Origin of the sequence: Microbacterium sp., from assembly GCF_036823965.1 — a bacterium.
Classification (GTDB): domain Bacteria; phylum Actinomycetota; class Actinomycetes; order Actinomycetales; family Microbacteriaceae; genus Microbacterium.
Genome location: NZ_DAITBE010000007.1, coordinates 84,283 through 103,212 on the forward strand (window position 1 = coordinate 84,283; position 18,930 = coordinate 103,212).

Consider the following 18,930-nt stretch of genomic DNA (forward strand, 5'->3'; position numbering starts at 1 on the left):
CTCCCCCCTCTACGCCGCGGATTCGCCCCGCGCTCAGCCGACCGTCACATCGTAGAACAGCGGCCGGCCGTACAGGTCGTAGTCCAGACCCGAGATGCGCTCGCCCACGGCGGTGATCGCGGACGGGCTGTACAGCGGCACGATCGCCGTGTGCGTCGCGTTCCACTCCTGCAGCTGCGTGTAGAGCGCGTCGCGTTCTCCCTGATCGCTCACTGCCACAGCCGTGTCGAGCAGGGTGTCGATCTCGGGGTCGGAGACCTGCGATGCGTTCTGGAAGCCGTCGGTGTGCAGGTGACTGCGCAGCAGGTCGGGATCGACACCTGAGAAGCCCCAGTCCGTGAGGTCGAACGTCTTCGGACCGTACTGCGCGTTGTAGGCACCGGGCTCGAGCACCTCTCGAACGACCTCGAAGCCGATCTCCTTGAGGTCGGCCTGGATCGCGTTCGCGAGGGCGGTGCGGTCGTCCGGCACCGGCGTGTACGCGATCCAGCGGACCGACAGTCGCGTGCCGTCCTTGGTGCGGTAGCCCTCGTCGTCGCGGCTCGTCCAGCCGGCCTCGTCGAGCAGCGCGTTCGCGGCGTCGGGGTCGAACGCCCAGGTGCCCTCGATCGCGGAGTCGTAGCCGGGCGTCGTCGACCCGAGGATGCTCCACGCGCGCGGGAACTGGCCGAAGAAGATCTCGTCGACGGCGGCATCGATGTCGATGCCGCGCGCGAACGCCTGGCGCACCTTCTCATCGGCGAAGACGCCGTACTTCTCGTTGAGATACAGCGAGTAGGGCAGGCCCGGGTACTCGATCGAGTCCACCGTGACGCCGTCTCCGAGATCCTTCGCGAGGTTCGGCGGGATGTTGCTGGCGAGGTCGGACTCGCCGCTCTCGATCACTCCGGCGCGCACGGATGCCTCGGGCTGGATCTCGACACGGAGGGTCTCGAATGCCGGTGCCTTCTCGCCGTGGGGTCCCCAGGCGTAGTCGTCGTTGCGGGTGTAGACGATCTCCTGGTCGGGCGTGTACTCGGTGAGCTCGAAGGGACCGGTGCCGACCGTGATGCCGGGACCTCCGGCCTTGAGCTTGTCTGCCGACGTCGACGACAGCACTGCCGGCGAGTAGAAGCCGAGCAGCGGCGTGCTCGCCGCCTGCAGGAACGGTGCATACGGCTGCGTGAAGCTGACCTTCACGGTGTGGTCGTCGATGACCTCGGTGCCCTCGTAGAAGTCGGCGCCGAGCATGCTCGCCGCCTGCGCGGACTTCGTGTCGGGGTCGACGATCCGATCGAAGTTCGCCTTGACCGCGGCGGCGTCGAAGGGCTCACCGTCGTGGAATGTCACGTCATCGCGCAGAGTGAAGGTGTACTCGGTGCTGTCCGACGAGACCTGCCACTCGGTCGCGAGCCACGGCGAGAAGCTGCCGTCGTCCTCCTGGAAGACCAGGGAGTCGAGGACAGCGCGCTGCACCATGCCGGAGACGTCGAGCTGGCTGACCTGCGGGTCCATGTGCCCGGCGGAGAGGTTCGCACCCTCGATCGACCAGACGACCTCGGAGTCGGCACCGGACTCCGAACCGGGTGCGGCGCACGAGCTGAGCAGCAGGGCGGCGGCGGCGAGCGCGGCGAAGGGCAGGAGTCGACGCACGGATCTTGCGGGCATGGGAGTTCCTCAGAACGAACGGGTCGGGATGCCTCCCAGTCTACGGGTGATTCTTGCACCGGGTCGAAGAGTGACGGATCGACACATCTCGCCCGCTCGGTAGACTGGTCGCACACCCCACACTCAGGCACGCTCACACAGTGCCGCATACATCGCGCAAGGAGACCGTCATGTCTATTCCCGACAAGCCCGCCCTCGAAGGTCTCGAAGCGAAGTGGGACACCTCTTGGGCTGAGCAGGGCACGTATCTGTTCGACCGCCTTCGTGCCGCCGAATCCGGCCGCGATGGCGTGTACTCGATCGACACCCCGCCGCCCACGGCATCCGGCAGCCTGCACATCGGGCACGTCTTCTCGTACACGCACACCGACGTGAAGGCCCGCTTCGAGCGCATGCGCGGCAAGACCGTGTTCTATCCGATGGGCTGGGACGACAACGGACTCCCCACCGAGCGCCGTGTGCAGAACTACTACGGCGTGCGGTGCGACCCGACGCTGCCGTACACCGACGACTTCACTCCCCCGTTCGAGGGCGGCGACAACAAGTCCAGCCGCGCTGCCGACCAGGTGCCGATCAGCCGCCGCAACTTCATCGAGCTGTGCGAGCGCCTCACGATCGAGGACGAGAAGCAGTTCGAGGCGCTGTTCCGTCAGCTCGGCCTGAGCGTGGACTGGACCCAGACCTATCGAACGATCTCCGACGAGACGATTCGTCAGAGCCAGCTCGCCTTCCTCCGCAACATCGAGCGCGGCGAGGCATACCAGGACCTGGCGCCGACGCTGTGGGACATCGACTTCCGCTCCGCGATCGCGCAGGCCGAGCTCGAGGACCGCGACCAGCCGGCGGCGTACCACACGATCGAGTTCCCCTTCGCGGACGGCTCCGGCTCGATCGCGATCGACACGACCCGTCCGGAGCTGCTCCCCGCGTGCATCGCGATCGTGACGCACCCCGAGGGCCCGCACAAGCACCTGATCGGCACGAAGGTGCGCACGCCGTTCTTCGGCGCGGAGATCGAGATCCACGGCCACCACCTCGCACAGCCGGACAAGGGCACCGGCGCTGCCATGGTCTGCACCTTCGGCGACGTCACCGACATCGTGTGGTGGCGCGAGCTGCGCACGGTGAGCGGCGATCACCTGCCGAACATGACCACGATCGGCCTGGACGGACGCTTCCTGCCGACCGCTCCCGAGTCGGTCGCGAACGCCGAGGCTGCGGATTGGTACGCGGCGGAGCTCGCCGGCAAGACCGTGTTCAGCGCCCGCAAGGCCATCGTCGAGAAGCTGCAGGAGACCGGCGACATCACCGCGGTCGGCAAGCAGTTCACGCACGCCGTGAAGTTCTTCGAGAAGGGTGACCGTCCGCTCGAGATCGTGTCGACCCGCCAGTGGTACATCCGCAACGGCGCCCGCGACGCCGAGCTGCGCGACGAGCTGATCGGCCGCGGCAAGGAGCTCACCTGGCACCCCGACTTCATGCGCGTGCGCTACGAGAACTGGGTGGGCGGCCTCACCGGTGACTGGCTCGTGTCGCGCCAGCGCTTCTTCGGCGTGCCGATCCCGCTCTGGTACGGACTCGACGAGAACGGCGACCGCGACTACGACCGGGTGCTCACGCCTGACCACGCATCACTGCCGATCGACCCGACGATCGACGTGCCGGCCGGGTACACGGAAGACCAGCGCGGCGTCGCAGGGGGCTTCGACGCCGAGGCCGACATCCTCGACACCTGGGCGACGTCCTCCCTCACCCCGCAGCTGGCCGGTGGCTGGCAGCGCGACGAGGAGCTGTGGAGCCTCACGGCGCCGTTCGACCTGCGTCCGCAGGGCCAGGACATCATCCGCACCTGGCTGTTCTCGACCATGCTGCGATCGACGCTGGAAGATGACCGAGCGCCGTGGCGCAACGCCGCGATCTCCGGCTTCATCGTCGACCCGGACCGCAAGAAGATGTCGAAGTCGAAGGGGAACGTGGTCACCCCGGCGGACATCCTCGACGCTCACGGATCGGATGCCGTGCGCTACTGGTCGGCATCGAGCCGTCTCGGCACGGATGCCGCATTCGACCCGCAGAACCCGACGCAGGTGAAGATCGGTCGCCGCCTGGCGATCAAGGTCCTGAACGCCGCGAAGTTCGTGCTGTCGTTCCCGGTGCCCGAGGGCGCACAGGTCACGCACGCGCTGGACGCCTCGATGCTCGCGACGCTCGACCGCGTGATCGCCGAGGCCACCGCCGCGTACGAGAACTACGACCAGGCTCGCGCGCTCGAGCTCACCGAGGCGTTCTTCTGGACGTTCTGCGACGACTACCTCGAACTCGTGAAGGAGCGCGCCTACAACCAGAACGATGTGGGCCAGGCGTCCGCCGCGCTCGGGCTGCGTCTCGCGCTCTCCGCCCTGCTGCGCCTGCTGGCTCCCGTCCTGTCGTTCGCGACCGAGGAAGCGTGGTCGTGGTTCGAGGAGGGTTCGATCCACACGGCCGCGTGGCCGGAGGCGCTCGGCCTCGACGGCGACCCTGCCGTGCTCGCAGCGGCGAGTGAGGCGCTGATCGGCATCCGTCGCGCGAAGACCGAGGCGAAGGCCTCGCAGAAGACGCCGGTGGCGCGTGCTGCGATCGCTGCTCCCGCCGCGAAGCTCGAGGCGCTGCGCGCAGCGGCAGACGATCTCCGCGCCGTCGGACGCATCGCCGAACTGGAGTTCAGCGAGGCCGAGGCGTTCGCGGTCACCGCGATCGAGCTCGCGCCCGTCGAGGAGTCCTGATGCAGCTCGGAACGCGCTGGGCGACCGGTACCGAGGCACCCGCGTCGGTACCGGCCTCGCTCCGGCCCGCGATCGCCGAGGTCGAGGGGCGGGGCCTGACGGGTCACTGGACGCTCACCTGGCTCGAGGGGCGAGCGATCGCCGAACTCGACGCCGGGTGGGAGGTCCTGCAGACGGCATCCGGAGACGTCGTCGCCCGCCCGTTCGAGGACTGACTCGGCGACGCCGCGGTCGCGACCGCTGCGACGCGGTTCGTGCATCCCGGATCGAGTCACGGTGGCTAGGCTCGGAGGATGACGACCGATGCCTCGAACCCGCTGCTCCAGCCCTCGACGCTCCCCTACGGCATCCCGGACTATCGCGCGATCCGTCCAGAGCACTACCTCCCCGCGTTCCAGGCCGCATTCGCAGAGCATCTGCAGGAGATCTCCCGGATCACGATGGTGCGCTCGATGCCGACCTTCGAGAACACGGTCGAGGCGATCGAGCGCGCGGGCGAACTGCTCGATCGGGTGGCGCACGCGTTCTACACGGTGAGCTCCGCGGATGCGACGCCGGAGATCCAGGCGGTCGACGAACAGCTGGCGCCGCTCATGGCCGCGCACGACGACGCCGTGCGGCTGAACAGCGCGCTGTACTGGCGCGTGGAGCAGGTGCACGCCCAGCTCGACACGCTCGAGCTCGACGATGAACAGCGCTACCTCGTCGAGCGGCACCACCGTGAGATGACGCACGCGGGCGCTGCGCTGGACGACGAGGCGAAGGCGCACCTGACGCTGCTCAACCAACAGCTGTCAACCCTCAGCAACACGTTCGAGCGCAACCTGCTCACCGACACGAACGACCTCGCGGTCGTGTTCGACTCGGCGGAGGAACTCGACGGCCTCGGCGCCGGCGAGCTCTCGGCGGCCGCGCGTTCCGCAGCCGAGCGGGGTCTCGACGGCAAGTACCTCGTCTCGCTCACCCTGTTCACCGGGCACCCGTATCTCGCGCAGCTGCGCGACCGCGCATCTCGTCGGCGCATCATGGAGGCGTCGCAGGCGCGCGGCTCGCGGGACAACGCGAACGACAACCGACCGATCCTCCGCGAGATCGTGCGCCTGCGCGCCGAGAGGGCTGCACTGCTCGGCTACCCGTCCCACGCCGCGTACGTCACGGCCGATGAGACGGCCGGCACCCCGCAGGCCGTGGAGGACATGCTCCGCGCGCTGGCCGCGCCCTCCGCTCGCAACGCACTCGCCGAGCAGCAGTCGCTGCAGGCGATCATCGACGAGATCGAGACGGATCCGTTCCCCGTCGAATCCCACGACTGGGCGTTCTACACCGAGAAGGTCCGCGCTGCGACCTACGACATCGACACGAGCGCCCTCCGCCCGTGGTTCGAAGCAGAGCGGGTCCTGCAGGACGGCGTCTTCTTCGCGGCGACACGCCTCTACGGCGTGACGTTCGTCGAGCGCCACGACCTCACCTCGTACCACCCCGGTGCCAGGGTCTTCGAGGTCAGCAATGCCGACGGCAGCGCGCTCGGCCTGTACATCCTCGACCTCTACACCCGCGACTCGAAGCGCGGCGGCGCCTGGATGAACCCCATCGTCAGCCAGTCCACGCTGCGCGGCACCGCGCCGGTCGTCGTCAACAATCTCAACGTGCCCCTGCCCGGTGACGGCGAGCCGACGCTGCTCACGCTCGACGAGGTCACGACGCTGTTCCATGAGTTCGGCCACGCGCTGCACGGTCTTTTCTCCACCGTGACCTACCCGCACTTCGCCGGCACCAACGTGTTCCGAGACTTCGTGGAGTTCCCCAGCCAGGTCAACGAGATGTGGATCCTCTGGCCCGAGGTGCTCGACAACTACGCCCGTCACTTCGAGACGGGCGAGCCGCTGGATCCGGCGATCGTCGATCGGCTTCGTGCCACTGAGACGTTCGACCAGGGGCACGCCACGAGCGAATACCTCGCCGCGGCGTGGCTGGATCAGGCCTGGCATCGGATCGGGGCGGATGCCGACGTCGACGACGTCGCCGCATTCGAGGCGCATGCCCTCGCAGACATCGGCCTCGACAACCCGAGGGTGCCCACCCGTTACTCGTCGACCTACTTCGCGCACGTGTTCTCCGGCGGATACAGCGCGGGCTACTACTCCTACATCTGGAGCGAGGTCCTCGACGCCGACACGGTCGAGTGGTTCAAGGAGAACCGCGGCCTCACGCGCGACAACGGCGACTGGTTCCGCGAGCGGCTCCTCGGTGTGGGCGGCTCCAAGGATCCGCTCGAGGCGTACCACGACTTCCGCGGCCGCGTCGCTGATATCGAGCCGCTGCTGCAGCGCCGCGGGCTCGAGGCCTGAGCCCCGCCGGGCGAGCCGGGTCAGCGGGCGAGCCGCTCCCGCGCCTTGAACCAGGTCAACTGGTGATAGCTCTGCAGCAGGCGGTCACGCAGATCGTCCATCGGGAGCACGTGCACCGCGATGGTCTCGTTCGCGTCGAGTGATTGCTCGCCGACCCGCTCGCACCCGCGCGCGAGGAAGTGGTGCACACGGGCCGTCTGGCTGCCGAAATTCGCCCAGGTGACCCCGAGGTCGACCATCTCTGCGGCCTCGTAGCCGGTCTCTTCACGCAATTCGCGGATCGCAGCATCCTGAGGGTCTTCGCCGGGCGCGATGCCACCCCCGATGGTGCCGAGCGCGACCACTGCGGCCCCATGACGGTACTCCTCGACCAGGATCGCGTCGCCGTCGGCGTTCAGGGCCAGCACCGACACCCAGTCGCCGTACTCCAGGACGTAGTAGGGCTCGATGCGTCGCCCGTCGACGGTGCGGCAGTCGTCCGCCCGCAGATGCACCCACTGATCCGCCACGACCACCCGACTGGAGACGACCTGCCAGGGTTCGGGGCGAGCGGTCACGCGCTCTTGCGCTTGCGCTCCAGAACGATGGTCGGCGGCGCACCTTCGTCGACCGAGGCGCGCGTGATGACGACCTTCGCGACATCGTCGGCCGAGGGGATCTCGAACATGATCGGTCCGAGCACGTCTTCCAGGATCGCGCGGAGTCCGCGTGCACCCGTCTTGCGCTCCACTGCCAGGTCGGCGATCGACCGCAGCGCCTCCTCGTCGAACTCGAGCTGCACACCGTCGAGCTCGAACATGCGCTGGTACTGCTTCACGAGCGCGTTGCGGGGACCCGTGAGGATCTCCATGAGCGCGTCCTGGTCGAGCGGCGAGACGTTCGTGACGACGGGCAGACGACCGATGAACTCCGGGATCAGTCCGAACTTGTGCAGGTCCTCCGGCAGCACCTCGCTGAAGAGGTCGAGGTCCTTGGTCTTGTCGTGCAGCGGAGCACCGAAGCCGATGCCGTGCTTGCCGACGCGGGACGACACGATGTCCTCGAGGCCGGCGAACGCACCGGCGACGATGAACAGCACGTTCGTCGTGTCGATCTGCAGGAACTCCTGGTGCGGGTGCTTGCGGCCGCCCTGCGGCGGCACCGAGGCGACCGTGCCCTCGATGATCTTCAGCAGCGCCTGCTGCACGCCTTCACCGGAGACGTCGCGCGTGATGGAGGGGTTCTCCGCCTTGCGGGCGATCTTGTCGACCTCGTCGATGTAGATGATGCCCTGCTCGGCACGCTTGACGTCGTAGTCGGCGGCCTGGATGAGCTTGAGGAGGATGTTCTCGACGTCTTCACCGACGTAGCCCGCCTCGGTGAGGGCGGTGGCATCCGCGACCGCGAAGGGCACGTTCAGCCGCTTCGCGAGCGTCTGCGCCAAGTAGGTCTTGCCGCAGCCGGTCGGTCCGATCAGCAGGATGTTGCTCTTGGCGATCTCGACCTCTTCGGCCTTCTGCTCCGCCGTCTGCAGGGTGCCATGGGCGCGGATGCGCTTGTAGTGGTTGTAGACCGCGACCGAGAGCGCACGCTTCGCCGGCTCCTGACCGACGACGTACTCCTCGAGGAACGAGAAGATCTCACGCGGCTTGGGCAGTTCGAACTCGGCCACACCGTCGGCGGAGGACTCTGCCATCCGCTCCTCGATGATCTCGTTGCACAGCTCGACGCATTCGTCGCAGATGTACACACCGGGGCCAGCGATGAGCTGCTGCACCTGCTTCTGGCTCTTTCCACAGAATGAGCACTTGAACAGGTCAGCGCTTTCACCGATACGGGCCATGCGCGTCCTCCTAGGGGGATCCAGAGATCGTCATCCGAGCCTAACCGCTGCATCCGACACCTGGACGCATTGGAACGGACTTGCCGGCGACGCGTCGGAACACGACAGAGGGGCCGGGGCCGCTCGCGCGCACCCCGGCCCCTCCGCATCCGATTCCTCAGACCATGCTCTTGGTGTGCCACACGGTCTTGATCTCTGTGAACGCGGTGATGCGCTCGGGAGACGCGACGACATCGCCAGGCGTGAGCACGCGCTTCAGCGTGTCGGCGGCGGCGATCTGCAGGTCGACCCAATCGAGGCTGCCGGCGCCGGCGAGATCGAGCGCGTTGACGTCCTGGTGCGAGGCGAGCCACGGAGCGATCTCGGCCGGCGAGCCGGTGAGCACGTTCACGACTCCCCCGGGCACATCGCTGGTGGCGAGGACCTCGGCGAGGCTGATCGAGGAGAGCGGATGCCGCTCGCTCGCGACCACAACGACCGTGTTCCCCGCCACGAGGGCAGGCGCCACGACCGAGACGAGACCGAGCAGCGCGGAGTCCTGCGGAGCGATGATCGCCACGACACCGGTCGGCTCGGGCACGGAGATGTTGAAGTACGGCCCGGAGACCGGGTTGGCGTTGCCAGCGACCTGGGCGTACTTGTCGCACCAGCCCGCGTACCAGACCCAGAGGTCGATGGCCTCGTCGACCTGCGACGCCGCGGCGGAGGAGGAGACGCCCTCCTGTGCCACGATCTCGTCGATGAACTGCGCGCGGCGGCCTTCCAGAACCTCCGCGACACGGTAGAGCACCTGTCCGCGGTTGTAGGCGGTCGCTCCCGACCAGCCCTTCACCGCAGCACGCGCGGCGACGACCGCATCACGGGCGTCCTTGCGCGAGCCCTGGGCGGCGTTCGCGAGGAATGCGCCCTTCGGCGACAGCACCTCGTAGGTGCGGCCGGACTCGCTGCGCGGGAACGCCCCGCCGATCGCGAGCTTGTACGTCTTCGGCACACTGAGCCGGTCATTGGCATTGGGTCGCTTGCTCATGATGCGGCTCCCTTGAGGTACGCGGTGAGGCCCTGACGTCCGCCCTCGCGGCCGTATCCGGACTCCTTGTATCCGCCGAACGGGCTCGACGGGTCGAAACGGTTGAACGTGTTGGCCCACACCACGCCGGCGCGCAGACGGTCGGCGACCGCGAGGATGCGCGAGCCCTTGTCCGACCAGATGCCTGCAGAGAGGCCGTACGGGGTGTTGTTCGCCTTGGCGATCGCCTCGGCAGGCGTGCGGAAGGTCAGCACCGACAGCACGGGGCCGAACACCTCGTCGCGCGCGATGCGGTGCGAGGCCTCGACGCCGGTGAAGATCGTCGGGGCGAACCAGAAGCCCTTGTCCGGGATCGCGCAATCCGCGGTCCAGCGCTCTGCGCCTTCTGCCTCGCCGATGTCGCTGAGCTCGCGGATGCGCGCCAGCTGCGCGGCGGAGTTGATCGCGCCGATGTCGGTGTTCTTGTCGAGCGGGTCGCCGAGACGGAGCGTCGACAGACGCGACTTGAGCCGGTCGATGACCTCGTCGTGGATCGACTCCTGCACGAGCAGTCGGCTGCCTGCGCAGCAGACGTGCCCCTGATTGAAGAAGATGCCGTTCACGATGCCCTCGACGGCCTGGTCGATCGGCGCGTCATCGAAGACGATGTTCGCGGCCTTCCCACCGAGCTCGAGCGTGAGCTTCTTGTTCGTGCCTGCGACCGCACGGGCGATGTCGCGCCCGACGCCGGTGGAGCCGGTGAAGGCGACCTTGTCGATGTCGGGGTGGCGGACGAGGGATGCTCCACTGGCACCCGCACCGGTGACGATGTTCACGACACCGGCCGGCAGGTCGGCCTGCTGCAGGATCTCAGCGAAGATCAGCGCGGTCAGCGGCGTGGTCTCGGCCGGCTTGAGCACGACGGTGTTGCCCGCAGCGAGCGCCGGGGCGAGCTTCCACGCCAGCATGAGCAGCGGGAAGTTCCACGGGATGATCTGACCGGCGACACCGAGTGCACGGGGATTCGCCCCGAGGCCCGCGTGGTCGAGCTTGTCCGCCCAGCCCGCGTAGTAGAAGAACCAGGAGGCGACGAGCGGCACGTCGACGTCGCGGCTCTCCTTGATCGGCTTGCCGTTGTCGAGGCTCTCGGCGACCGCGAGCTCGCGGGCGCGCTCCTGGACGAGGCGGGCGATGCGGAAGAGGTACTTGCCTCGGTCGCGGCCGCTCATCTTCGACCAGGTCTTCTCGTACGCACGGCGAGCTGCCGCGACGGCACGGTCGATGTCCTCGTCGCTGGCCGAGGCGATCTCGGCGATGCGCTGCTCGGTCGCCGGCGAGATGGTGGTGAAGCTGTCGCCGGTGCCGTCGACGAACTCGCCGTCGATGAACAGGCCGTAGCTGTCCTTGAGGTTCAGGAGCGCGGTGGACTCGGGAGCCGGCGCGTATTCCAGGAATGACATATGTGCGCTCCTAGTCGATCGTGACGTAGTCGGGGCCGGAGTAGTGGCCGGTGGTGAGCTTCTGGCGCTGCAGCAGCACGTCGTTCAGCAGGCTCGATGCGCCGAAGCGGAAGAGGTGCGGCTGGAGCCACTCCTCGCCGACCGTCTCGGCGACGGTGACGAGGTACTTCACGGCATCCTTCGATGCGCGGATGCCGCCGGCCGGCTTCACACCGATCTTCTCGCCCGTTCCGCGGTACCAGTCGCGTACGGTCTCGAGCATCAGCAGCGTGGTCGGCAGCGTCGCGGCCGGCTGCACCTTGCCCGTGGAGGTCTTGATGAAGTCGCCACCGGCGAGGATGCCGAGCCAGGAGGCCCGCTTGATGTTGTCGTAGGTGTTGAGCTCGCCGGTCTCCAGGATCACCTTGAGCGAGGCGTAGGAGCCGTCCTCACGACGGCATGCGTCCTTGACCTGGGCGATCTGGTCGTAGACGAGTCCATAGCGGCCGGACAGGAACGCCCCGCGGTCGATCACCATGTCGATCTCGTCTGCGCCGGCCGCGACGGCCTCGGCCGTGTCGGCGAGCTTGATCGCGAGCGACGAGCGTCCGCTCGGGAACGCGGTCGCGACGGCGGCGACCGAGATCAACCCGTCGTCCGGGTCGCCGTGCAGCGCACCGAGAGCGGCAACCGCATCCGGCACCATGTCGCCGTACACGCAGACGGCGGCGACCCTGGGGGTCGACGGGTCAGCGGCATCCGGGTTCTTCGCCTTGGCGACGAGCGAACGCACCTTGCCGGGGGTGTCAGACCCCTCGAGCGTGGTGAGGTCGATCAGCTTGATGATCGTGTCGAGGGCCCAGGCCTTCGACGTGGTCTTGATCGACCGCGTGCCCAGGCCGGCAGCGCGCTGCTCCAGCCCGACCGCGTCGACACCGGGAAGTCCATGCAGGAAGCGGCGCAGCGTGGCGTCGTCCGGCTCACCGCCGAGGACATCCACCGCCGTCCTGCGGCTCAGTTCTTGGGTCGTCACTGTTCCTCCAACAATGCTCGTGCTGTGGTCTCATCGGTCACCAGAACGCTGCACAGGCCGCTGGCGACGACCGTACGCGCGATGTCATGTTTGGCCCGGCCGGCCGTGACGAAGATCGCACGCTGCGCTGCGCGCAGGCGATCCAGGCCGACTCCGACCGTGCGGGCGTCGAGTTGCGAGTCGACGATGTTGCCCTCGGCGTCGACGTAGCGTCCGAGGACGTCTCCGACCGCTCCGCGGCGTGCGAGCTCTTCGACATCCTCGACGGAGAGGTAGCCGTTCTCGACATGAGCGGAGCTCGCATCGCTCGGGCCCGCGGTGAACAGGAACGCCTGCGCCTCGGCCGCCTCTTCGAGGATGCCGGCGACGGTGCGATCCGCCTCGATCGCCTGCTTGGTCTCGACGCGCTCCAGGATCGCGGGGCTCGGCAGCAGCGAGACGTGGCCGGACGCCCGCTGGGCGATCGTGACTGCGAGGCCCGCGGCGCCACCGGAGCGGCGGTTGAGGCTCACTCCTCCGTTGAGCTGCACGACGGTGACCCCGCTGGCCCAGCCGTCCGGCAGCGCCTCAGCGACGGCCCGAAGCGTGCGCCCCCAGCTCACGCCGAGCGTGCGGGGAACGGGACGGAGCGCCGTGAGATAGTCGGCGGCCGCCTGGGCGACGCGCTCGAGCGTGCCATCATCGCCGTCCGGTGAGGGCACGACGACGGCTTCAGCAAGGCCGTAGCGCTCGACGAGCAGGCGCTCGAGGCCGAGGCGACGAGCCCGAGGGTGCACGATCTCGATGCGGACGATGCCGCGTTCGCGGGCCTGGGTGAGCAGACGGCCCACCTTCCAGCGCGACACCTTGAGGAGGGCGCCGATCTCGTCCTGGGTCTTGTCCTCGTCGTAGTACAGCTCGGCGATCCGGACCATCAGCAACTCTTCGTTCACGGCATCCTCCTTCCGTGTCCAGCGTACGGCGGATCGCCCTTCCGTGCATCGTTCTGCTCATATGAGCAATCGCCCACATGCGGGGTGCACATCTGCCGCTGGCACGACGAAGGGGCGGCAGTCGTGATGACTGCCGCCCCTTCGCGAAGGTCGCTCAGACGCGCTTGCGCGTCGTGAGCACCTGGTCGACGATGCCGTACTCGAGCGCCTGCTCGGCCGAGAGGATGTTGTCGCGATCGATGTCGCGGTTCACCTTCTCCACCGGCTGGCCGGTGTGCTTGGCCATGGTCTCCTCGAGCCAGGTGCGCATGCGGAGGATCTCCGCCGCCTGGATCTCGATGTCGGATGCCTGACCCTGCCCTGCCTCGCCCATGGCGGGCTGGTGGATCAGCACGCGTGCGTTCGGCAGCGCGAGACGCTTGCCCGGCGCACCGGCCGCGAGCAGCACGGAGGCAGCGGAGGCCGCCTGGCCGAGCACGACGGTCTGGATCTGCGGCGCGACGTACTGCATCGTGTCGTAGATCGCCGTCATGGCCGTGAAGGAGCCACCGGGCGAGTTGATGTACATCGTGATGTCCCGCTCGGCGTCCTGGCTCTCCAGGACGAGCAGCTGCGCCATCACGTCATCGGCCGACGCGTCGTCGACCTGCACACCGAGGAAGATCACGCGGTCTTCGAAGAGCTTGTTGTACGGGTCCTGACGCTTGAACCCGTATGCCGTGCGCTCCTCGAACTGCGGGAGCACGTAGCGGCTGGAAGGCATGTTGCCTGCGGATTGGAAAGTGGGCGTGTTCATGGTGTCCTCTCGAATCCGGATTACTCTGCGTCGTCCGCGGTGCCGCCGCCGCCGGCGACGTCACTGGCGTGCTCGCGGATGTGATCGACGAAGCCGTACTCGAGGGCCTCGTCGGCCGTGAACCAGCGGTCGCGGTCTCCGTCGGCGTTGATCTGCTCGACCGACTTGCCGGTCTGCGACGCCGTGATCTCGGCGAGGCGCTTCTTCATCGAGAGGATGAGCTGCGCCTGCGTCTGGATGTCGCTCGAGGTGCCGCCGAAGCCACCGTGCGGCTGGTGCAGCAGAACACGTGCGTTCGGCGTGATGTAGCGCTTGCCCTTGGTGCCACTGGTGAGCAGCAGCTGGCCCATCGATGCCGCCATGCCGATACCGACGGTCACGATGTCGTTCGGGACGAACTGCATCGTGTCGTAGATCGCCATGCCTGCGGTGATCGAGCCACCGGGCGAGTTGATGTAGAGGTAGATGTCCTTCTCTGAGTCTTCCGCGGCGAGAAGAAGGATCTTCGCGCAGATCTCGTTGGCGTTCTGGTCACGCACCTCTGAACCAAGCCAGATGATGCGATCCTTCAGCAGCCTGTCGAAGACGCTCGTCGCGACAAGGGGTTCTGCAGCCATTTCAGCTCCTGTTTCCGTGTTCGTGCTTCGAATCTACCGGCGACGACGCGGCGCTCAGGCCGTGTTCGCCGTCGGCATATCAGCGTGGCGGACCCGTGAGCTCGCTCGCGTATCCGGTGACCGATCGGGTGTATCGCGGCAGGTGCGGTGCGAGGGCGGTGAGGGCGATCGATGCTCCCTGCACGGCATCGCCGCGCGACACGAGCGCCAGCGCGTAGAACGCCGCGGCGGCATCCTGAAAGGGCCCGCCCCGCTCGTATTCCGCGCGCAGCATCTCGAGCGACTCGTCGACCCGTCCCAGATTGCGGATCGTGCTGGCGAGCTGGATCACCGCCTGGGGGCGATGCTCCTCGTCGAGTCCTGCAGCCAGCGCGGCGCGGTAGAGCGGCTCTGCCTCGGTCTCGATGCCGGCGGAGTCTCGTGCACCCGCGCGCTCGAACAGCGCTCGAGCGTCGTCTTGCGGCCGCTCGGCGGCCACGGCGTCGATCCGCGCGATCCGTTCCTGGTCGGTCAGGGTGTCGTCGGCCCAGATCTCGGCCACCCGGGAATCCCAGTCGTTCATGTTGTCCTCCTCGTGTGACGAAAGAGGGGCGGATGCCGCAGCATCCGCCCCTCTCAGAATCGCTTCGCGATCACTCCGCCGTGTCGGCGGCCTTCTTCGCGGGTGCCTTCTTGGCAGCAGGCTTCTTGGCAGCAGGCTTCTTGGCAGCGGGCTTCTTGGCCGGTGCCTTCTCGGCTGCGGGCTCTTCGGCCTCGGCAGCGTCCGCCTTCTTGGCCGGAGCCTTCTTGGCGGCCGGCTTCTTGGCCGGAGCCTTCTTGGCCGGCTTCTCCTCGGCCGGAGCCTCGTCTGCCGCCTCGGCCTCGTCGTCCGTGACGATGAAGTCGGACAGGTCGACGGGCTTGCCGTTGGTGTCGACGACCTTCACCTTGCCGAGTGCGATCGCGAGCGCCTTGTTGCGCGCGACCTCACCGACGAGAGCCGGGAGCTGGTTCGAGGACTGCAGCGCCTCGACGAACTCCTGGGGAGCCATGCCGTACTGCGCAGCGGACTGCACGAGGTACTGGCTGAGCTCCTCCTGCGAGACCTGCACATCGGCCTGCTCGGCGATCGTGTCGAGCAGCACCTGCGTGCGGAACTGCTTCTCGCTCGCCTCGGTGACCTCGGCGCGGTGCACGTCGTCCTCGAGGCGGTTCTCCCCCTCGAGGTGGTTGTGCACCTCGTCCTCGATGAGCTTCGGCGGCACGGGGATCTCGATCTGCTCGAGCAGTACCTCGACGAGCTTGTCGCGCGCGGCGGAACCCTGCGTGAACACGCCCTGCTGCGCGACGCGCTCCGCCAGGCTGGCACGCAGCTCGGCGATCGTGTCGAACTCGCTCGCGATCTGCGCGAACTCGTCATCGGCCTCGGGAAGCTCGCGCTCCTTGACTGCCTTGACGCTCACGGAGACCTCGGCCTCGGAACCGGCGTGGTCGCCGCCGACGAGAGCCGAGCGGAACGTGGTGTCCTCACCGGCGGTGAGTGACTCGATCGCGTCGTCGATGCCCTCGAGCAGCTCGCCGGAGCCGATCTCGTACGACACGCCCTCGGCGCGGTCGATCTCGGTGCCGTCGATCGTGGCGACGAGGTCGAGCTCGACGAAGTCACCCTTGGCCGCGGGGCGGTCGACGGGGACGAGCGTGCCGAAGCGGGCGCGCATGTTGTCGAGTTCGGCGTCGAGTGCTGCGTCATCCGCTTCGACAGCGTCGACGGTCACGGTGATGCCGTCGTACGAGGGGAGCTCGATCTCGGGGCGGACGTCCACCTCGATGTCGACGAGCAGATCGCCGGAGAAGTCCTTCTCGTTCGGCCACTGCGTGATGTCCGCTGCCGGACGGCCGACGACGCGGAGCTTGTGCTCTGCGCTCGCCTCGCGGAAGAACTTGTCGAGGCCCTCGTTGACGGCGTGCTCGATGACCGCGCCGCGTCCGATGCGCTGATCGATGATCGGCGCGGGGACCTTGCCCTTGCGGAATCCGGGGATCTGGACGTCCTGAGCGATGTGCTCATATGCGTGAGCGATGCTCGGCTTGAGGTCGTCCGGGGTGACCGTGATGCTGAGCTTGACCCGGGTCGGGGTCAGCTTCTCGACGGTGCTGTTCGCCATGCTGGTGTGTTCTCCTTGTGGTTTCCGCGCTGACACGCGGCTTGAAGGCTTGTCGAGCCGTGTCGGGGCGACAGGAGTTGAACCTGCGACCTCCCGCTCCCAAAGCGGGCGCTCTACCAAACTGAGCTACGCCCCGGGGAATCCGCATGCAGATTCAGCCCCACCGAGTCTAACGGACGCGAGCGCCCTCGACAGTCCGCTATGATCGAGAGGTCGGTTTCCACGTCACTCCGGTGGCTCGGATCCGGGGCTGTAGCTTAGTGGTAAAGCCTCTGTCTTCCAAACAGATGATGCGAGTTCGATTCTCGTCAGCCCCTCCACGTTTCGGAAAGCCCTCGCTGTCAGCGGGGGCTTTTCCGCTTCCTGGCTAGACTTCTCGCAAGGTCGGCGCCGGTCCTGCGCGCGGGCCAGGGGGAGGATGCTGTGCCCGACGTGAACCCGAGTCAGAGCCGATTCGACGGTGCGCCTGGAGGTCATGCACTCCCAGCACGATTCTCCGCTTCGGCATCGCCGGTGGCGCGGACACGGAAGAAGCGCCCCGGCCTCCTGTTCGGCATCCTGGGAGCCGTCGTCGCAGCCGTGGCGATCGGTGCGCTCCAGCTCACCGCCAACCTCGGCTACGACGATGCTGAAGAGCAGCTCACCGCGACGGCATCGACTGCATCGGAGGCGAAGTCCACGGTGCGCGATGCGAACGAGGTGCTGGTGAGCAGCACGGATGCCGCGACCCTCATCCTCGACAGCGACACCGGCGCACTCGTCGACCCGGCGTCGCATGAGGCGCTCGCTGCGGCCGGCACCTCCGCATCCGAGGTCGCCGCAGCCGTCGAGCGCACGCTCGCCGAACCGATCCCCTCCCCCGGTGAGAAGCCGACCTGGTTCTGGGAGCTGTACGGCGAGGCGAGCGCTCTCACCGCGGACCGCGAAGAGCTCGACACCCTGACCGCACGTCTCGGCGACGAGTCGGAGGAGATCGACGCAGCCACCACGTCGCTCACCGATGCCGCCATCACGACACTCGGCGTCGCTGCGGCGAATGCGACAGGACTCGAGTCCGCACATGTGTCGGCACGCAACGACAACGTCATCGCTCTTCGCAACGCGGCTGAGGCCGTCTCGACGACGATCGTGATCGACCAGGAGGCTGCCGACAGCTTCAGCAGCCTGCAGACGGCGGCGGCACAGCTCATCGAATCCGAGAACGCCGAGCTCGCCGAGAAGGCAGGGCCGCTGTACAACGCCCGGCTCGAGATCGAGGCGTTCGCCCGTTCCATCGCGCCAGGCGTGCTGCTCGAGTTCGACTGGGCCCCGATCGTGAACGGATACGGCGACGACGGCGGCATGGGCGGATACACCACGTGGTGGTGGGATGAGCCTGGTCGCGCCGTGATCCTGCTCTCCAACTCGGTCGCCGAGCAGTGGCCGGCTGACCGGAGCAAGGCACTCGTCGTGCACGAGGTCGGGCATGCGATCAGCGTCAAGTGCGCCGATATGTACGACGCGTCGACGCAGGACAGCATCGAGAAGTGGGCCACGGCCTGGGCGATCAGCATGGGCTACACCGACGACGCGAACGGCGTCTGGGCCTACGGCTATCCACCGCAGAGCTACATCGACGCGGCAGCCGGCTGCCGCTGAGCGAGAACACAGAAGGGGCCGCCGCGATCACTCGCGGCGGCCCCTTCTCGTGTCAGATGGACGTCACTGACCCCGGCGCTCGCGCAGCTGGGTCAGGGCATCGTCGAGAAGCTGGACGGCTTCTTCGTCGGTGCGGCGCTCCTTCACGTACGCGAGGTGCGTCTTGTACGGCTCCGCCTTCGCGAGAGCCGGAGGATTCGCCTTGTCGCGGCCCGCGGGCAGACCCGACTGCGGGTGGTCGATCGTCTCCGGGATCTCCTCTTCGGGGAGCCCCGCAGCGAAGTAGCGGGTGGTCTCGTTGCCGAGCCCGTCCCAGTACGTCACCGCGATGCGGTCTGCGTGATACCCGTGGTCCTGCTCCCCCATGGGGCCGGAACCGACACGGGTACCTCGGATTGCGTTACCACCGGTAGCCATCAGATCACCTCGAACTTCGTGATGAGGCCCAGTGCCACGATCGCGACGAACCACGCCAGAGCAAGCACGACAGTGAACCGGTTGAGGTTCCGTTCGGCGAGGCCGGACGAACCGACCGCCGAGGTCATGCCTCCGCCGAACATGTCGGATAGACCGCCGCCGCGCCCCTTGTGCAGGAGGATGAGGAGAGTCAGCAGGACGCTGGTGATACCCAGCACCACCTGCAGGACGAACTCAAGAATTGCCACGAGAAAGAGCCTTTCGCTGGGGCAGGAGCGCCCCCGTAACGGTCAAGTATACGGTGCAGCGGGGCCGAAGCCCCGCCGCAC

Annotated in this window: 17 protein-coding genes and 2 tRNA genes; 5 read left to right on the forward strand and 14 right to left on the reverse strand. The window is 67.6% G+C overall.

Going from position 1 to position 18,930, the window contains the following annotated elements:
• Positions 1 to 33: 33 nt before the first annotated feature.
• The gene (locus tag V7Z82_RS12950; RefSeq protein ID WP_334151964.1) at positions 34 to 1,647 is read right to left on the reverse strand and encodes an ABC transporter substrate-binding protein; all 1,614 of its coding nucleotides are present in this window, start codon (positions 1,645 to 1,647) and stop codon (positions 34 to 36) included.
• A 170-nt stretch (positions 1,648 to 1,817) separates the two neighbouring features.
• On the opposite strand from V7Z82_RS12950, the gene valS reads away from it, so the two are divergent.
• The 3 genes from valS to V7Z82_RS12965 all read left to right on the forward strand — a co-directional run bounded on the left by valS (position 1,818) and on the right by V7Z82_RS12965 (position 6,757).
• Positions 1,818 to 4,409: a valine--tRNA ligase gene (valS, locus tag V7Z82_RS12955; protein WP_334151965.1), complete on the forward strand. Its 2,592-nt coding sequence runs from the start codon at positions 1,818 to 1,820 to the stop codon at positions 4,407 to 4,409.
• A complete protein-coding gene (locus V7Z82_RS12960) occupies positions 4,409 to 4,624 on the forward strand; it encodes a hypothetical protein (protein WP_334151966.1) in 216 nt (71 codons plus the stop codon). Before valS ends, V7Z82_RS12960 begins: the two co-directional genes overlap by 1 nt.
• 78 nt (positions 4,625 to 4,702) lie before the next feature.
• Positions 4,703 to 6,757 (forward strand): M3 family metallopeptidase, encoded by a 2,055-nt coding sequence (locus V7Z82_RS12965; protein WP_334151967.1) that lies wholly within the window; start codon positions 4,703 to 4,705, stop codon positions 6,755 to 6,757.
• Between the two features lie 20 nt (positions 6,758 to 6,777).
• On the opposite strand, the gene V7Z82_RS12970 is transcribed toward V7Z82_RS12965, so the two are convergent.
• The 11 genes from V7Z82_RS12970 to V7Z82_RS13020 form a co-directional block, all read right to left on the reverse strand.
• Positions 6,778 to 7,314, reverse strand: a complete 537-nt coding sequence (locus V7Z82_RS12970; RefSeq protein ID WP_334151968.1) for an NUDIX hydrolase — start codon at positions 7,312 to 7,314, stop codon at positions 6,778 to 6,780.
• Positions 7,311 to 8,579, reverse strand: coding sequence for an ATP-dependent Clp protease ATP-binding subunit ClpX (gene clpX / locus V7Z82_RS12975; RefSeq protein ID WP_045280014.1), 1,269 nt, complete (start codon positions 8,577 to 8,579; stop codon positions 7,311 to 7,313). Before clpX ends, V7Z82_RS12970 begins: the two co-directional genes overlap by 4 nt.
• Positions 8,580 to 8,736: 157 nt before the next feature.
• Positions 8,737 to 9,606 carry an aldehyde dehydrogenase family protein gene (locus V7Z82_RS12980; RefSeq protein ID WP_334151969.1) on the reverse strand — a complete coding sequence of 290 codons (870 nt, stop codon included), beginning with the start codon at positions 9,604 to 9,606 and terminating at the stop codon, positions 8,737 to 8,739.
• Entirely contained in the window at positions 9,603 to 11,045 is a 1,443-nt protein-coding gene (locus tag V7Z82_RS12985) for an aldehyde dehydrogenase family protein (protein ID WP_334151970.1), read from the reverse strand. The genes V7Z82_RS12980 and V7Z82_RS12985 overlap by 4 nt, the downstream gene beginning before the upstream one ends.
• 10 nt (positions 11,046 to 11,055) lie before the next feature.
• Complete coding sequence (gene deoC, locus V7Z82_RS12990; RefSeq protein ID WP_442927638.1) at positions 11,056 to 12,024, reverse strand: deoxyribose-phosphate aldolase; 969 nt, start codon at positions 12,022 to 12,024, stop codon at positions 11,056 to 11,058.
• Positions 12,025 to 12,053: 29 nt separating this feature from the next.
• Positions 12,054 to 12,989 carry a sugar-binding transcriptional regulator gene (locus V7Z82_RS12995; protein ID WP_334151972.1) on the reverse strand — a complete coding sequence of 312 codons (936 nt, stop codon included), beginning with the start codon at positions 12,987 to 12,989 and terminating at the stop codon, positions 12,054 to 12,056.
• A 154-nt stretch (positions 12,990 to 13,143) separates the two neighbouring features.
• Positions 13,144 to 13,785, reverse strand: a complete 642-nt coding sequence (locus V7Z82_RS13000) for an ATP-dependent Clp protease proteolytic subunit (RefSeq protein ID WP_334151973.1) — start codon at positions 13,783 to 13,785, stop codon at positions 13,144 to 13,146.
• Between the two features lie 20 nt (positions 13,786 to 13,805).
• On the reverse strand, positions 13,806 to 14,402 hold the full coding sequence (locus V7Z82_RS13005) for an ATP-dependent Clp protease proteolytic subunit (protein WP_334151974.1): 597 nt from the start codon (positions 14,400 to 14,402) through the stop codon (positions 13,806 to 13,808).
• Between the two features lie 79 nt (positions 14,403 to 14,481).
• Positions 14,482 to 14,964 (reverse strand): tetratricopeptide repeat protein, encoded by a 483-nt coding sequence (locus V7Z82_RS13010; protein ID WP_334151975.1) that lies wholly within the window; start codon positions 14,962 to 14,964, stop codon positions 14,482 to 14,484.
• A 70-nt stretch (positions 14,965 to 15,034) separates the two neighbouring features.
• On the reverse strand, positions 15,035 to 16,546 hold the full coding sequence (gene tig / locus V7Z82_RS13015; protein WP_334151976.1) for a trigger factor: 1,512 nt from the start codon (positions 16,544 to 16,546) through the stop codon (positions 15,035 to 15,037).
• A gap of 62 nt (positions 16,547 to 16,608) precedes the next feature.
• Positions 16,609 to 16,682: transfer RNA gene (locus V7Z82_RS13020), tRNA-Pro, on the reverse strand.
• 110 nt (positions 16,683 to 16,792) lie between these two features.
• Between V7Z82_RS13020 and V7Z82_RS13025 the strand changes: the two genes are divergently transcribed.
• Positions 16,793 to 16,866 (forward strand) — tRNA-Gly (locus V7Z82_RS13025).
• A gap of 193 nt (positions 16,867 to 17,059) precedes the next feature.
• A complete protein-coding gene (locus V7Z82_RS13030) occupies positions 17,060 to 18,184 on the forward strand; it encodes a hypothetical protein (protein ID WP_334151977.1) in 1,125 nt (374 codons plus the stop codon).
• A 63-nt stretch (positions 18,185 to 18,247) separates the two neighbouring features.
• Here V7Z82_RS13030 and V7Z82_RS13035 read toward each other — a convergent pair whose 3' ends face one another.
• Both V7Z82_RS13035 and secG read right to left on the reverse strand, forming a co-directional pair.
• Complete coding sequence (locus tag V7Z82_RS13035; protein WP_045280005.1) at positions 18,248 to 18,601, reverse strand: RNA polymerase-binding protein RbpA; 354 nt, start codon at positions 18,599 to 18,601, stop codon at positions 18,248 to 18,250.
• Positions 18,601 to 18,849, reverse strand: a complete 249-nt coding sequence (gene secG / locus V7Z82_RS13040) for a preprotein translocase subunit SecG (RefSeq protein WP_141871692.1) — start codon at positions 18,847 to 18,849, stop codon at positions 18,601 to 18,603. The genes V7Z82_RS13035 and secG overlap by 1 nt, the downstream gene beginning before the upstream one ends.
• Between the last annotated feature and the right edge of the window lie 81 nt (positions 18,850 to 18,930).

Bases quoted from the DNA above. Each gene is read 5' to 3' on its own strand.
- V7Z82_RS13010 (WP_334151975.1), bottom strand. From the start codon at position 14,964: ATGAACGACTGGGATTCCCGGGTGGCCGAGATCTGGGCCGACGACACC.
- V7Z82_RS13005 (WP_334151974.1), bottom strand. From the start codon at position 14,402: ATGGCTGCAGAACCCCTTGTCGCGACGAGCGTCTTCGACAGGCTGCTG.
- V7Z82_RS12950 (WP_334151964.1), bottom strand. From the start codon at position 1,647: ATGCCCGCAAGATCCGTGCGTCGACTCCTGCCCTTCGCCGCGCTCGCC.
- V7Z82_RS12960 (WP_334151966.1), top strand. From the start codon at position 4,409: ATGCAGCTCGGAACGCGCTGGGCGACCGGTACCGAGGCACCCGCGTCG.
- V7Z82_RS12965 (WP_334151967.1), top strand. From the start codon at position 4,703: ATGACGACCGATGCCTCGAACCCGCTGCTCCAGCCCTCGACGCTCCCC.
- V7Z82_RS13000 (WP_334151973.1), bottom strand. From the start codon at position 13,785: ATGAACACGCCCACTTTCCAATCCGCAGGCAACATGCCTTCCAGCCGC.
- tig (WP_334151976.1), bottom strand. From the start codon at position 16,546: ATGGCGAACAGCACCGTCGAGAAGCTGACCCCGACCCGGGTCAAGCTC.
- clpX (WP_045280014.1), bottom strand. From the start codon at position 8,579: ATGGCCCGTATCGGTGAAAGCGCTGACCTGTTCAAGTGCTCATTCTGT.
- valS (WP_334151965.1), top strand. From the start codon at position 1,818: ATGTCTATTCCCGACAAGCCCGCCCTCGAAGGTCTCGAAGCGAAGTGG.
- V7Z82_RS13035 (WP_045280005.1), bottom strand. From the start codon at position 18,601: ATGGCTACCGGTGGTAACGCAATCCGAGGTACCCGTGTCGGTTCCGGC.
- V7Z82_RS12985 (WP_334151970.1), bottom strand. From the start codon at position 11,045: ATGTCATTCCTGGAATACGCGCCGGCTCCCGAGTCCACCGCGCTCCTG.
- V7Z82_RS12980 (WP_334151969.1), bottom strand. From the start codon at position 9,606: ATGAGCAAGCGACCCAATGCCAATGACCGGCTCAGTGTGCCGAAGACG.